We start from the raw sequence: 14915 nt of genomic DNA, 5'->3' as shown, positions 1-14915 counted from the left end.
TGGTAAAACTTCTTAACCCCGATCCAGTCACTGGCTTGTATCAAATGAATAAAAAAGCAATCATTACAAGTGCTCTACCTTACGCGAACGGAGAAATTCATCTTGGCCATGTTGCCTCTACATACCTTCCTGCTGATGTCACTACTAGATTCTTAAAACTAAATGGTGTTGATGCATACTATGTTTGTGCATCTGATGATTTTGGAACTCCTATTCTAATTCAATCTGAAAAAGAAGGTAAAACCCCTGCCGAGTATGTGGCATACTGGAATAAACGAGATTATGATGATTTTTCAGCATTCAATATTGGGTTTGATTATTTTTACAAAACAAGCTCTCAGGAAAATATTACATTTGTTCAAAATGTCTTCAAAAAACTAAATGATTCTGGGCATATTTACGAAAAGGAAATTATTCAATTTTATTGCAACAATGACAAAAAATTTCTTCCTGATAGATATGTCAAGGGTGTTTGCCCTTACTGTAAAGCTGAAGATCAGTATTCTGATCTTTGTGAAAGTTGTGGTCGTGTACCTGAAGAAATAACCGATCCAAAATGTTCATTGTGTGGTCAGCCTCCAACCAAAGAAAAAACAAAACATTATTTTTTTAAACTCAAAAACTTTGGTGATTCTTTATCCAAATGGTTGGATGAAAATCAAAATCTGCAAAAAGATGTGAAAAAATATGTTCAAAATTGGATTAAATCTGGATTAATTGATTGGGATGTGACACGCGATATTCCTTGGGGTGTACCTGTTCCACTAGATGGTGCAAAAGGCAAAGTCTTCTATGGTTGGTTTGATAATCATTTGGCATACATTTCTACAGCAATCAAATTTCTAAATGACAAAGGGATTGATGGAAAAGCATTTTGGAATTCTGCTGACATTTATCATTTTATTGGAAAAGATATCGTTTACCATCATTATCTTTTCTTGCCTGCAATGAGACTAGGAATTGACAGTGAATACAAACTACCTGATTACATTCCAACTCGTGGTCATTTGACATTACAGGGGAAAAAAATTTCTAAAAGTAGGAATTGGTATATTGGACTAAAACAATTTTTAGAATATTATCCTGCAGACTATCTGAGATTTTATCTTGTTTCTATAAACCCCTATTCACAAGATGATCTAAATTTTGATTGGGATGATTTTACAACCCGAATCAACTCTGAATTAATAGGAAATCTTGGGAATTTTGTAAATCGTGCACTTGGATTTACAAAAAAAGCGTTTGATGGAAAAGTCCCTGAAACTGATTCTTTTGATGAACAAGACTTGGAAGCTGAGCAAAAAATTAAAAATCTTGCATCTGATGTGGGCTCTCTTATGGAACAAAATCATCTTGATAGGGCTTTGAAGAAAATTATGGAATTTTCATCCTTTTTCAATCAATATTTCCAACATAAAGAACCTTGGAAGAAAGGTCCAGGAACTGCAAATTGTGTATATCTTTCAGTGAATGCTGCTAGAAGCATGTCGATTGCACTATTTTCCTTCTTACCTGAATCTTCCCAAAAAATTTGGAATCAACTGGGATTGGATGGGGAAATAAACAAATCTTCCTGGAATGATATGTCTGAATTGGGGATTACCGCTGGCCATTTGTTAGGTGATGCATCTCCTTTATTCACAAAGGTTGAAGAATCTGATGTTGAAAAACTAAAAAGTCAATTAGGCCCATCTGAAAAATAATGAAACCTGTCCCAAGAATTTCTACTAGAGGATACTATGATCTTTCAAATGGCAACACCTTGAAGAATAATAGATACTATACATACCCAAAAAATGATTTTAAAAAATTAATCGGTTCACAAGAAATCACAATTATGATTCATGGTTTGAGAAATGACAATGCCGGAGCTGTTGCAAAGGTTGTTCTGGCAAAAAAACAGTTACGCAGATTGGGATATGTTCACCCTGTAGTTGGATTTAGCTATGATTCAAACACTAGAGGTGCACATTTGATCAAACAAGCAAAACATGCATTATCCGTGGGTCAAAAAATAGCAAAGAAAAATGGAGTAAATCTTGGAAAATTTATTGAGGATTTTAAAAAAATTAGCCCTAAAACCAAAATTCGATTAATGGGTCATTCGTTAGGCTCTCAAGTGATTTTGAGTACTCTTGAATATCTTGCAAAAAAGAAAGAAAATAATGGAATTGTGGAGGGGGTATATTTTTTTGGGGCTTCAATCACTGAAGATGTTCCATCGTCAAAAAAATATGGTAAAATACTTCAATCTGCAGTCCGCTCAAAAATTGTAAACCACTATGCCCCAAAAGATGAAGTTCTTAATTGGGCAAACAACAAAAAATTCGTCAGAGGCCCATTAGGTCTGAATGGTGCTACTGGTAATCCTGTGGCAAAATATAGGCAGAAACTAGTCAAACCAAAAAACCATAGATTTGCAAGTTATGCTGCAGTTTTGAGTTCATTTCCTTGATTTTCTTGAACTCTGAGGTCTAGTATGATTCGTACATTAGTCTTTTATACAAAAAATGATATTCATATTTTAATATGAAAATGAGCACGGCTTCATCTGGCAATATGTCTATTCTATACCATCTTCAGATTTTAGATGAACAGTTTGATGAGCGAACAGACCTTTCTGATTACCCATGTTAAATTTTACGAATCGTTTTTAGATTGTATTTTGATTAAAATATCATGAATGGTATTAACTGTGATAATTGTTTCACTGGATATCGTCCAGGACAATTAATCTCATGTGATCAATGTGGTTCGGAATTTTGTGATAGCTGTATAAAAAATCACAAGCATTGATACGTGTTTCAAAAAATTCAAAACTTCATAAGTTCCATTTTTAATCGGATTATTATGGTGAATTCTGTAAATTTTGTTGTTTTAGGAAAGCAGGATATTGCATCTGATTTTGGGAAAAAAGGTACTGAGACTGATCTTACTCTTTATGATAGAAAAGAATCTGATATAATCAAAACTTGGGTTGTTCCAAACGGGTTTCCTGATAAAATTCAACCTCTTTTCCAGGCAATTAATTTGGCTGAATATGTTATTTTTCACGTTGACAAACTAGATAAATTTACAGGCGAACAAATCATTGCACTTGATTCATTAAAAAAAGAGAAAGGGATTCTATCTCATACTTTTGATGTCGATGAGTCAAAATTGAACATGATGATTAAAGGAACTGTAGTTGAAAAGTATGTCAAAGTTGATCAGGATAAAATCAAAGAAGAAATGGATAAACTAGAGCCTATTACAAATAACGATCCTTCTGAAATGGTGATTGATCACTGTTTTGATGTTAAAGGAGTTGGAACTGTAATTTTAGGTAAAGTAACAAATGGTACTGTAAAACAATATGATAATTTGAAATTATATCCTGCAGGAATTGACGTTTTAGTAAAATCCATCCAGATGCATGATGATCCTGTGAATGAATCTGTTTGTCCTGCAAGAGTAGGATTGGCAGTAAAAGGTGCTAAACCTGATGAAGTTGGACGTGGCGATGTTATATCTCAAGAAGGTGCAGTTGATGTAAAAACAGAGATTGTTCTTGATTTTCAAAAAAACCCTTTTTACAAAAATGATATTGCAGAAAATCAAGGTTGCTTGGTCAGCATCGGATTACAAATCAAAGCTGCAAAATTCTCTTCCATATCCCCACTAAAACTAACTTTTGAAAAACCGATTGTATGTAAGACTGGACAAATTGCAGTGATTTTAAAACCTGAATCTCCCACAGTCCGAATTTTGGGTAGTGGGGCTATTCAGTAGAGTGATTTAATAAAATCTAAAATTGTAATTTAACATTCATGGAACCAATACGTGCTTGTCCCATTTGTCCAAAATGTGGTTCTAAGAGATTCATTCGACTTCCTGGCGATAAGGTCACTGTAAAATGTCGTTCTTGTGAAAAAATAATTGAAATCTAATTCATAGTTAATATTTGCAATATTTGTCTTAGAATCATGGCAAAAACATGGAAAGATGCTGATATCAGTCTTGATTCAATTAAGAATCAAACAATTGCTGTAATTGGTTATGGAATCCAAGGTGATGCACAAGCAAATAACATGAAAGACTCTGGTCTTAATGTGATAATTGGTCTTAAAGAAGGCGGTAACAGCTGGAAAAAGGCAGAAGCTGATGGTCACAAAGTAATGTCTGTTGCAGATGCAACAAAACAAGCAGACATTGTTCACATATTGATTCCTGACATGATTCAAGGTCAAGTATACAAAGATGAAATCGGCCCAAATCTTTCAGATGGAAAAGCATTGTCATTCTCTCATGCAGCTGCAATCTATTGGAAATGGATTGAAGCACCAAGCAATGTTGATTTAATCATGGTTGCACCAAAAGGACCTGGCTCCAAAGTTCGAGAAACATACCTTGATAATTTTGGAACTCCTGCAATCGTTGCTGTGGAACAAGATTCTACAGGAAAAGCTTGGGATAGAACATTAGGAATTGCAAAAGCAATTGGTAGTGCAAGAGCTGGATTGATCAAAACTTCTTTCAAAGAGGAAGTAGAAACTGATTGGTTTGGTGAACAGGCAGACCTTTGTGGTGGAGCAGCTTCTATGGTCACAAATGCATTTGAAACTCTTGTTGAAGCAGGATATCAACCTGAAATTGCATACTTTGAAGTTTTACATGAACTCAAACTCATTGTAGATATGATTCAGAGATATGGAATCAATGGTATGTGGAGACGTGTTAGTGAAACTGCCAGATATGGCGGATTAACTCGTGGACCAATGGTTATGGATGCTGCAAACAAAGAGAACATGAAAAAAGTTCTTACCATGATTCAAGACGGCACATTCAACAGCGAATGGATTTCTGAATATCAGAAAAATGGCAAAGATGCATTTGACAAACACATGAAAGTATATGACGAACACCAAATTGAAAAAGTTGGTAAAGAAATGCGTAAAATGATGTGGCCTGATTCCACAGAATAATCTTTTTTCTTATATTTTTCTTAATTTAGAAACTCCAGTTGTTATATGATCTATGATTGTAGGCAGTGGTGTTCCTGGACCAAATACGTGATCAACTCCTGCTTTGACCAAATCTTTATGATCTATTTCTGGAATGACTCCTCCACCAACTATCAAAACATCATTGATTCCTTTCTTTTTTAGGGTCTTGACAACTCTTGGGAATAGTGTTCCATGTGCTCCATTTAACAAACTCATTGCAATTGCATCTACATCTTCATCCTCTGCAATTTGTGCAACTCTATCTGGCGTAGCAAAAAGCCCTGAATAGATTACTTCCATTCCTGCATCTCTGAATGCTCTACATAGTACCAGTGCCCCTCTATCATGACCATCTAATCCTAATTTGGCAACCAGAATTTTGATACTTCGAGTTGCTGCTTTTTGTTTCATGATTATAGTTGTATTTTGGGATATTTTAAAAGGTTTATTCGATTTATGCCTGTCCACCTCTTAAAATATATTGATTTAATCTTCAATAATATAGATAGGAAATGACTGACGATGTCTGTGATTTTTGTAAAGGTGTAGGCTCCTCGTCTACAAATGTCTGTGTGTATTGCAATGGTACTGGTGAATGGAATCAAGCAGCTCAAGCATATGTGAAAAATCATATTTGTCAATGCATTGTGCTTGACAGAAAATTTTGCCCTGTTTGCAACAAAGCATGTCATCATGATACGACATTAAATCCAAAGCAAACTATTGACCCTGGCTATGGTGGTAATTCTGCTCCTGAAATAACTGTCATTGCATAACTTGTAAAACACAATAGTCTTTCAACGAAAATACTCACACTTCTTATAGATGAGAAATGTTCTTAAATTATGTCTGAAGGTATAGTTGTTTGCTCTTTATCATTTACTCTCATTTTGACTAACGAGGCCAGAAATTAAAATGGACAATCCAACATGTGCTCGATGTGGAAAAAATTCTTTACTAACTGATGAAGTTACGGGAGAAAATTTTTGTGGAAAATGTGGATATGTAATTACTGAAAAATCCCAAGAGTCTGGACCTGAGTGGAGATCATTCCAAAAAGATGGCGGTGCTGATCCTGCAAGAACTGGAGCTCCTTCATCACTAATGATTCATGATATGGGATTGTCTACTGTCATCAATCCTTTAAACAAGGATGCGTCAGGAAAACCTCTCTCAACATCTATGAAAAGCACTATTGAAAGATTAAGAACTTGGGATAGTCGAAGTCAAGTTCATGCTCCTGTAGATAGAAATCTAAGACAGGCATTAAGTGATTTAAATAAATTAAAAGACAAGGTTGCAATCCCTGCAAATGTTTTAGAAAAAGCAGCATACATTTACAGAAAAGCTTTAGAGAAAAAGCTTGTTAGAGGAAGGTCCATTTCTGCAATGATTGCTGCATCATTATATGCTGCATGTAGAGATACTGAAACACCTAGAACTCTCAAAGATGTTGCTGATGCTGCAAATGTAAAACGAAAAGATATCGCACGATGTTACAGATTATTACATCATGAATTGGAATTGAAAATGCCTGTAGTTGATTCAATTCAATGTATTGCAAGAATTTCAAGCAAGCTTGAGATATCTGAAAAAACAAAACGTTATGCTGTTAAAGTTCTTAAAGAAGCACAAGAGCGTAAAGAGTCTGCTGGTAAAGATCCGATGGGACTTGCTGCCACTGCCCTTTACTTGTCCTGTGTAAAGAATGGCGTGTCTATCACACAACGAGATCTTGCAGAAGCTGCAGGAGTAACCGAAGTAACTATTAGAAATCGTTACAAGGGATTAAAAGCAGAACAATCTGTAAAAGATTAATCCATTCTGTCTTGCATTGCACACATGTGTCTGCCCAGATATTATATTCTAAAATCGCCTAGTTAAAACATGCAAACAATCACACAATTAAAAATTGAAGAACCAGAAAGAAAAGAGTCTTTTCTTGAAATTCTTTCTGATAAATATTGTAGATCTATTTTAGAGGCAATTATGGAAACTCCAAAGTCTGCCATCGAAGTATCTCGTGAAAAAATTATCCCTCTGAGCACAGTTTACAGAAGAATACAACAACTGCATGATTCAAAAATGATTAGAACTTCCGGTGTAATTACAGAAGAAGGCAAAAGGTTGTTCCTTTACAAGAGTAAAATCAAAGAAGTGAATGCATCTTTTAGTGATGGGAAACTAGACGTGGAAGTCGTTTTTAACAAAAACTAGTCTTTTTAATATTTGTGCTCACTAAAATCTCCACCCAGTGCAATTGATGCAATAACGGTTGATTCTGTCGTTTGACATTTCATTTTTGAGTCTGGCAAAAATTCTTTGAATATTTCTTGTAATAGTTGCTCTGTAAATATGGACCAATTACCTCCTAATTCATGTTGAATGATGAAATGATGTAATTCTCCTTCAATTCTATGATCTGACTTCATTCCAGACGCACGGATATAATCTTCTAACGTTTCAATACATCTTTTCAAATCATATTTTCCTTTGATGAATAACACTGTGTCTTTGATTATTGGTTTTATGATGTTGATAATGCCATTAATCTCCTCTGCTGTCATTTCTATTCCCAAAGTGTCTAGAATTTTTTTTGGAACTGGAATGATGCCTATTTTTTCTGCAAATCTGTCCCATTGAACATATTTTTCTAAAATTTGTCTTGCCATGACGTTGTGAGAGATATTTTTATTCATAGCCTCTGCTTCAATCTCTTCTACTAGTTTCACTGGTAAACGATATGTCACACTACGTGTCTTTTCTTTTTTAGGAGTATGTTGTTGTCGCTTAATGGTTGAATCCATCTTACAATTCCCCTGATGAATTAAATATAAAGTTGGTTCAAAGATCATTGAAAATCTGTTCTCAAACCTGATAATCGTATTTAATTTTAAAACCCTATTTTCCCTTTTTCATTATGAGGGAATATGTGCAAACAAGCATTGATTCATTTGAGATATGGGACAATATTGCAAAAATTGTGAAAAATTCATGAAAAATCCTGACATGACTCATTGTTCAGATGAATGTCTTTTGATCTCTATGAAAAATAGCAAGTCTTTAGATGAATACGGAATTAATGCAATTACATGGGATGAAAGGTCTGATCCTTGGACTTGAAATAGAAAATCTACTTAAAGTGTAATCAAAATATCTCAAATATGGAGATAATTCCAGTTAACTATAATCTAACTTTTGAACCTGATTTAAAAAAATTCACTTTTTCTGGAAGTGAAATTATTACTGCAAACTGTAAAAAATCCACCAATCTAATAACAATGGATTGTGCTGAACTTAAAATCACTTCATGTACAGTTAAATCACAAGGAAAAATTATCAAATCTCTTCCAAAAACTAATGAGAAAAAAGAAGAATTACAAATCAAACTATCTGAAAAAATTAAAGGAACAATAACAATTGAATTAGAATTTCAAGGAATCCTAAATGATAGGCTACTAGGATTTTATCGCAGTCAATATGTCCAAAACGGTAAAACAAAATATCTTGCAACCACACAATTTGAAGCAGCTGATGCTAGACGTGCATTTCCATGTTGGGATAAACCTGAGGCTAAATCAACTTTTGATATCTCTATTATTGCAGACAATAAATTTACTGCAATTTCAAACATGCCAATTAAATCAAAGAAAAAAATTGGCACTAAAACTATTTACTATTTTTTAAAAACACCAGTCGTTTCAACATACTTGATTTATCTTGGAGTTGGGGAATTTGAATACCTTACAGGAAAGATTGGAAAAATCCAGATTAGGGTAATTACTACAAAAGGAAACAAGTCTAAAGGAAAGTTCTCCCTTGATCTAGGAAAGAAGCTTCTTACATCTTATGAAAAATATTTTGGAATAAAATATCCCTTGCCTAAATTAGATCTAATTGCAGTTCCTGATTTTGCAGCTGGAGCAATGGAGAACTGGGGTGCAATTACTTTTAGAGAGACTATTTTGTTATATGACCCTAAAACATCTTCTACCAGAACTAAACAATTCATAGCTGAAGTAATCTCTCATGAAATTGCACATCAGTGGTTTGGAAATCTTGTTACTATGAAATGGTGGAATGATTTGTGGTTAAATGAGAGCTTTGCAACTTTTATGGCCACAAAATTTGTTGACAAATTTTACCCTGAATGGGATTTGTGGAATCAATTCATAGAAGATGCGATGAATGTTGCAATGGGTCTTGATTCTCTTAAAACCACACACCCTATTGATGTTAAAGTAAATTCTCCTGCAGAAATTCGAGAAATTTTTGATGCAATTTCTTATGATAAAGGTGGTTGCATGCTAAGAATGTTGGAGCATTATGTGGGCGAACCAAATTTCCAAAAAGGACTAAAAAAATACTTGTCTGATTTCAAATATCAAAATGCAAAAGGTCAAGATCTGTGGGATGCAATTGGAAAGGCCTCTAAAATGCCTGTCTCTTCCATGGTCAATACTTGGTTAAAACAACCTGGTTTTCCATTAGTTGAAATCAATCAAGATGGCAACACTTTGAAATTAAAACAAAAGAGGTATCTCTTAGAACCTGATAAAAAATTCAGTAGGGGTTTGTGGTCAATCCCTTTATCTCTTGGATTTGAATCTGAGATTTCTAAAAAATTGTTCACTACAAAATCCACATCAATTAAACTTCCAAAGAATACATTGGCTTTTGTGGCAAATTATGGTCGAAAAGGATTCTATCGTGTAAAATATGACGAAGGAATTTTACTTGATCTGAAAATGTTGGTAGATGAAAAACGCATTCCTGCAATTGATAGATGGGCAATACAAAATGATTTGTTTTCTTTATGTGTTTCAGGAGATGAGCAAGTTAGAAACTATCTTGACTTTTCTGATGCATATTTTGAAGAAGACAGTTATCTTGCATCTGTTAACGTCGCACACAATTTAGCTTCTTTGTATTTTCGTGCATTTGATGAACCATTTGCAGAAGAGATTAGAGGATATGCAATCAATTACTTTAGAAAACTTTTGTTTAATTTAGGATGGGAGCCACAAAAGTCTGATAAACACACTGATTCATTACTCAGAGGATTTGTAATTTCTGTATTGGGAAAGATGAATGATGATGATGTAACTGAGGAAGCCCTTAGAAGATATAAAAAATTCTTAAAATCTCCTAATTCTGTCTCTCCTGATCTGATAGAACCTATTTGCTCTATTGCTGCATGGAATGGAAATACAAAAACTCATTCTGAATTGACTGGATTATACAAGAAGGCAAAAACAATGGAGGAAAAACTTCGATTTCTAGGTGCTCTGTGCGGTTTCAAAGACAAAAAATTGCTTGTCAAATCCCTTGACTTTTCTCAAACATCACATGTTCGCTCACAAAATATGCAATTACCAATTATGAAAGTTGCTGCAAATCCGTATGGTGATAAAGTCTTATGGCCCTGGCTAAAGAAAAACTGGAAGAATCTTAACAAAAAGGTTGGACATGGGAATCCTCTTTTCAATAGAATTGTGGCAAGTATTGCATCTATTGCAGACGATTCTATGGAAAAAGAAATTAAAACTTTTTTCAAAAAGAATCCTACTCCTGGAACTGAGCGAACTCAATCACAAACGCTTGAACGTATACGAATAAATTCAAAATTCCTTAGAAGAATGAGAAAAGAATTCAAAGATGGCTAAAAAACTTGGACCTCCAATATTTCTTGGAGTTTTCACCATATTGGCAATTATATTTTTGACAGGTGGTGCCTCTGATGACAAAGACATTCTTCGTCAAACATTTCTTGTTGAAGCAATTTTTTATGATGCAGGATATGTAGAAGTCTCTTATCTGGACAATTCTGGCAAAACAACTTTGGTTGTAATGGAAATTCTTGGTATGGACGAAACATTCCAAAAAACATTTTCTGATTCTGAATTTATTGAGATTGTTCCATTTACAAATGAGCCAAAATATGGCTGGGCAATTCACCCCGTTGTTTTAGAAATTGATCATGAGGAACTGGGCCATATTCAGTTAAAAACAGAAATTCATTCGGTAGGACAACCTGTCCCTCCTGTAATCTATTCTCTTCCTTAGATCGGATACAAGATTGTATTAGTATATTTTTTAATCGTTTATTTATCTAGACTTTATTTTCTGATTATGACAGTAAGTAAGAATCGAATAAAACAGGCACAAGAACTGTCTAAAAAATCACCAGCTTTCAAGAATTTCATGCGAGGATTAACTAACGAACATACCCTTTCTGATTATGCCAAATACAATTTTGACTTTATGCAGTTTCATGGTCTGGGCTATGATTTTGACGGATTAGTGAAAAATGAACCTAAAACAATATCCAAAATGATTACAGATTATCTTGATTCTTGTTTGGAAAGAGGGGTCAAGAATGCAACTCTTAGATCCTATCTGATGGGAATAGAACTAATGCTTGGACATACATCAATTGCGTTAGATGAAGCATATCTCAGACCAACTCGAGAAGTTTTGTTTTCTGAATACAAAAAGGGAATAAACGCTCTAACCCTCTTTTAATTGAAAAGGCCTCATTACTACTATGTCGATTTTGAAGCGCGACTATTTCCCCCGAGTATATAGTTAGGCGATTTATTAGTAATTAAAACACACCGAACAAACTATTAGAAGTGAAACTTATTTCCATTATTCATGCCTATAATCGTGAATTATTTGTCACAATAACATTAGTTATAATTACAAACTTTTTTCATAGAAGTTATTTGGAAATTCTCATTGATTGAGGACTTTACAGTATAATGATAGGGGGTTAATTGTTCAAGTTTTACACATACAAAGAATAAGATTAATGTCAATAGTATTGGTTTATGATTGAATCATTAACCAAACAACTAACTTGCAGTATCTATAGTTAGCATAATAGCCATTACAGCAAAAACTAGAATCGTTCCAAGATTTTAGAACTATTTCTTTTTTTATTTAATAAAATTCCCTTCCCTGTAGATTGTATTAAGAAACAATTAAGGAGATGATCTTAAGAGATCTGTACTAGAATGATAATTCTCCTTTAGAGATGTTCTATTCATCAATTAGAGCAGAAGCTACAAGAAAGGATTACTTTCCAGAAAAATATAATGTATTTCTACATTTATCATAAACATTTATGACATAATACCTTCATGCTCCATTAAATCATATTTCTTATAGTTTTTTCATAAAATATGCTCAAAATTTAAAAAAATTACATTGATGTTATATGTTGATTAAAATACATATTCCTTATTAAGATCTATATTATTTCCATATAAAATGAATATCCTAAATGCTGGAGGTGTGTTGTAATTAGGGCACTTGTAGTTGATGACGATAAAACTGTAGTGAAAAAATCATTTTCTAGAATTTCATTTTTTGTTTTAACTGCTTTATTACTTGGAGGTTTTCCAAATTATATGATGCAAGAAGCACATGCTGCAGTTGACACTTGGACTGCTCCAACTACCACCAATGTTGGAATCACCAACATGTATGGTGTATCAATGAGTAGCAGTACCAACGGAGTAGCTGTAGGGAATTCAGGAACTATAGTGTATACCAGTGACGGTGGTGACACTTGGACTGCTGCAACTACCACCAATGTTGGAACCACCTACGTGTTTGGTGTATCAATGAGTAGCAGTACCAACGGAGTAGCTGTAGGGTTATCAGGAGTTATAGTGTATACAGGAGCAGATTCAGGAGGAACTGGCGTTGCACCTGTTACCGATAACGGAGGTGGTTCACGCTGTCATGACTGTGAAGCACCAACTTTAGGTATTGATAAAAGTGGAAAACGTCTTGTAACAAACGGATTCACATACAATGGCAACTCAGTTGACGTTGAGAGATTTTTCACACCATATCCGCTAATCACTGCAAACGTTGGCCAAACAAACAAAGCTGATTTTAAGATTTATGAAAACGAAGGACCTGATAACATCAAGCACTTTTCATTTGCGTTTGGACTGGGTAAGGATCAAATAATTAGCGAAAGCAAGGCGATGATTGAACTTGATATAGACTGGGATGGAGCTGAAACGGTCACCATTACTGATCCACAAAATGCTTTGGATGATGTCAAGGTTGAAACCAGTGCTGTTTCTTGTGATGGTGATGTACGAGTTAACTGCTTGGGTGTAACAGTATATCATACGTTTCGTGCACCATTGGACTTTAACATTGTAGCAACAGATGTGTGGGATAACGGTAGAAACTCTTGGCAAAATTACTACAATCACGGAATTGAAGTTGTAGGAGAATCACTAAACCCTGCAAAAGAGCATGATGGAATTAACAGAGGTCACATTTACCATCTGACTGAAACCAGCAAGACAACTGCAGTCGATGAGTTTGGAGACAGTTGGTCACTACAATACGATACATGGGGCAAGGATTACGTTTCACCCTCGCCCAAACTAACTAGTCTTACAAATTATGAGAAATTATACGCCCTAGAAAAACTCGGAGTGATAAACGGAGAACAGTCATTTGGATATGAGCGTTATGATGTAGAGTTTGCAACATACAAGAAAGAACAGGAACTATATGCAAATCAAATACTAACTGAGATTTGTCAGAGCTGTTCAGATGAAGCATATGACAAAATAAACGACATCATACTAAACAATAACAATTATTCTCCAACTTCAAGGGCAGATGATGTCATATTGCAAGCAATGATGGTACAGGAAGAGAGCCGTGCGCAAAAATACTTGGATGAACTATTCGAGTATTACTATGGCAATACACACGGAATGCAATAGGTCGTAAATCTTAGATTCTAAACTCTTTTGAAAATTGATAATGCGATCCTTTCATAATTTTTTGCTAGGTGTAAAACGTCAAAAAGTTGACAAAAACGTAGGCGAAGTTTAAGCTATATTCCAGTATATGAAGATAAACTACAAAGAAATCCCATGATGCCCAGTGAGATTTTACAAATTTTGCCATCTCATTGGCGACAATACTGGTATAGATTAGATGCTGAAATCGTCAATCAATTCATAGAGGGAAAAATAGATTCCAACTTACAACCAATTACCTATGATGAACCCGAATCTCCAGATACGCCATTAAGCAGAATATCAAGAGAATCTGAAAGAGAACAAGACGTATTCAAAATCAATCAAGCAAAGAAAGACAAGATTAGAGCAATCGTATTAGGTGAACTAAGAGAGGATGAGGAATAATGAATTTTACTTACTGTATGAAGCCCATAGTAGGAATCAATTTCAAGGAGGAATTTACCCTACATTCTAAATAATATGAGTGTAGGAAATTATCATATCCACTAACAAGTTCACAATAAATTCTTTGATTTTAATTCAGATATGACTGCCTTAACTCCTTCTTTGTAAGATGGATATTTGAATTGATAAATTTTTGAAATCTTTTGATTAGATACCTTCATTGATGTTGTTAGTAATTTGATTAGATCCCCTCCTAACACAGCTTTTGCTAAGAAATTAGGTATATTGCCTGGATGTTTAGCATCTATCTCATCTGCAGTATAATCTACAAATTCTTTGAAAGTTGTGGGATTAGAATCTGCTACAATATATGATTCTCCAAACCCTTTGTTTTCATAAACGGCAATTGTACTTCCAACTGCATCATCCACATTTACAAAACTCTTGAAATATTTACCACCTGCAGGAAGTCGAAATGATTTTTTTTGCAATCTTTTCACCAACATTTCGTAAAACCATCCTTCGGCTCCATAAACATCGCCAAAATGCACTACAGCAAAATTCATTCCATGTTCTTTACATTTTTTCTCAAGAAATTTTTGTGCTTCTAGTCTTATTTTTACAAAATTTGTATCAGGGTTGTATGACTCTGATTCATCAATTTGATTTTTCTCAGGACTGCCATAAACCCCGAGACCTGAGATATAGACAATAGATTTTGTTTTTCCTTTAATTGAAT

General features: G+C 34.3%; 16 protein-coding genes. 13 read left to right on the top strand and 3 right to left on the bottom strand.

From position 1 onward, the window contains the following. Positions 1 to 44 precede the first annotated feature (44 nt). The 4 genes from metG (at position 45) to ilvC (ending at position 4964) form a co-directional block, all read left to right on the top strand. The gene (metG, locus tag ACW9XA_RS07835; RefSeq protein ID WP_457763799.1) at positions 45 to 1703 is read left to right on the top strand and encodes a methionine--tRNA ligase; all 1659 of its coding nucleotides are present in this window, start codon (positions 45 to 47) and stop codon (positions 1701 to 1703) included. After that, a complete protein-coding gene (locus ACW9XA_RS07830) occupies positions 1703 to 2455 on the top strand; it encodes a DUF726 domain-containing protein (protein ID WP_457763798.1) in 753 nt (250 codons plus the stop codon). Before metG ends, ACW9XA_RS07830 begins: the two co-directional genes overlap by 1 nt. Positions 2456 to 2850: 395 nt before the next feature. Then, positions 2851 to 3771, top strand: a complete 921-nt coding sequence (locus ACW9XA_RS07825) for an EF-Tu/IF-2/RF-3 family GTPase (protein WP_457763797.1) — start codon at positions 2851 to 2853, stop codon at positions 3769 to 3771. Between the two features lie 194 nt (positions 3772 to 3965). Continuing rightward, the gene (ilvC, locus tag ACW9XA_RS07820) at positions 3966 to 4964 is read left to right on the top strand and encodes a ketol-acid reductoisomerase (protein WP_457763796.1); all 999 of its coding nucleotides are present in this window, start codon (positions 3966 to 3968) and stop codon (positions 4962 to 4964) included. Positions 4965 to 4973: 9 nt separating this feature from the next. Here ilvC and ACW9XA_RS07815 read toward each other — a convergent pair whose 3' ends face one another. Next, entirely contained in the window at positions 4974 to 5396 is a 423-nt protein-coding gene (locus ACW9XA_RS07815; protein ID WP_457763795.1) for a cobalamin B12-binding domain-containing protein, read from the bottom strand. A 101-nt stretch (positions 5397 to 5497) separates the two neighbouring features. Here ACW9XA_RS07815 and ACW9XA_RS07810 point away from each other — a divergent pair, with 101 nt between their 5' ends. From ACW9XA_RS07810 to ACW9XA_RS07800, 3 genes are all read left to right on the top strand, one after another. Then, the gene (locus tag ACW9XA_RS07810) at positions 5498 to 5761 is read left to right on the top strand and encodes a hypothetical protein (RefSeq protein WP_300327012.1); all 264 of its coding nucleotides are present in this window, start codon (positions 5498 to 5500) and stop codon (positions 5759 to 5761) included. A 139-nt stretch (positions 5762 to 5900) separates the two neighbouring features. After that, complete coding sequence (locus ACW9XA_RS07805) at positions 5901 to 6803, top strand: transcription initiation factor IIB (RefSeq protein ID WP_457763794.1); 903 nt, start codon at positions 5901 to 5903, stop codon at positions 6801 to 6803. Positions 6804 to 6872: 69 nt separating this feature from the next. Further along, positions 6873 to 7202 carry an ArsR family transcriptional regulator gene (locus ACW9XA_RS07800; RefSeq protein ID WP_457763793.1) on the top strand — a complete coding sequence of 110 codons (330 nt, stop codon included), beginning with the start codon at positions 6873 to 6875 and terminating at the stop codon, positions 7200 to 7202. A 5-nt stretch (positions 7203 to 7207) separates the two neighbouring features. Here the strand turns inward: ACW9XA_RS07800 and ACW9XA_RS07795 are convergent, their stop codons facing one another. Beyond that, the gene (locus ACW9XA_RS07795) at positions 7208 to 7792 is read right to left on the bottom strand and encodes a hypothetical protein (RefSeq protein WP_457763792.1); all 585 of its coding nucleotides are present in this window, start codon (positions 7790 to 7792) and stop codon (positions 7208 to 7210) included. 187 nt (positions 7793 to 7979) lie between these two features. Between ACW9XA_RS07795 and ACW9XA_RS07790 the strand changes: the two genes are divergently transcribed. From ACW9XA_RS07790 to ACW9XA_RS07765, 6 genes are all read left to right on the top strand, one after another. Next, positions 7980 to 8108, top strand: a complete 129-nt coding sequence (locus ACW9XA_RS07790) for a hypothetical protein (RefSeq protein ID WP_300327008.1) — start codon at positions 7980 to 7982, stop codon at positions 8106 to 8108. A gap of 41 nt (positions 8109 to 8149) precedes the next feature. After that, the gene (locus ACW9XA_RS07785; RefSeq protein WP_457763791.1) at positions 8150 to 10651 is read left to right on the top strand and encodes a M1 family metallopeptidase; all 2502 of its coding nucleotides are present in this window, start codon (positions 8150 to 8152) and stop codon (positions 10649 to 10651) included. Continuing rightward, positions 10644 to 11051, top strand: a complete 408-nt coding sequence (locus tag ACW9XA_RS07780; RefSeq protein WP_457763790.1) for a hypothetical protein — start codon at positions 10644 to 10646, stop codon at positions 11049 to 11051. Before ACW9XA_RS07785 ends, ACW9XA_RS07780 begins: the two co-directional genes overlap by 8 nt. 66 nt (positions 11052 to 11117) lie before the next feature. Then, the gene (locus tag ACW9XA_RS07775; protein ID WP_457763789.1) at positions 11118 to 11510 is read left to right on the top strand and encodes a hypothetical protein; all 393 of its coding nucleotides are present in this window, start codon (positions 11118 to 11120) and stop codon (positions 11508 to 11510) included. An 818-nt stretch (positions 11511 to 12328) separates the two neighbouring features. Beyond that, a complete protein-coding gene (locus ACW9XA_RS07770) occupies positions 12329 to 13750 on the top strand; it encodes a WD40/YVTN/BNR-like repeat-containing protein (RefSeq protein ID WP_457763788.1) in 1422 nt (473 codons plus the stop codon). A gap of 153 nt (positions 13751 to 13903) precedes the next feature. Next, positions 13904 to 14176, top strand: a complete 273-nt coding sequence (locus ACW9XA_RS07765) for a hypothetical protein (RefSeq protein ID WP_457763787.1) — start codon at positions 13904 to 13906, stop codon at positions 14174 to 14176. A 110-nt stretch (positions 14177 to 14286) separates the two neighbouring features. Here ACW9XA_RS07765 and ACW9XA_RS07760 read toward each other — a convergent pair. Next, a partial coding sequence (locus ACW9XA_RS07760; RefSeq protein WP_457763786.1) for an NAD-dependent epimerase/dehydratase family protein occupies positions 14287 to 14915 on the bottom strand: 629 nt, incomplete at its 5' end.

It is taken from the genome of Candidatus Nitrosopumilus sp. bin_6a, assembly GCF_054095695.1.
This window is presented reverse-complemented; position numbering and strand designations above follow the sequence as displayed.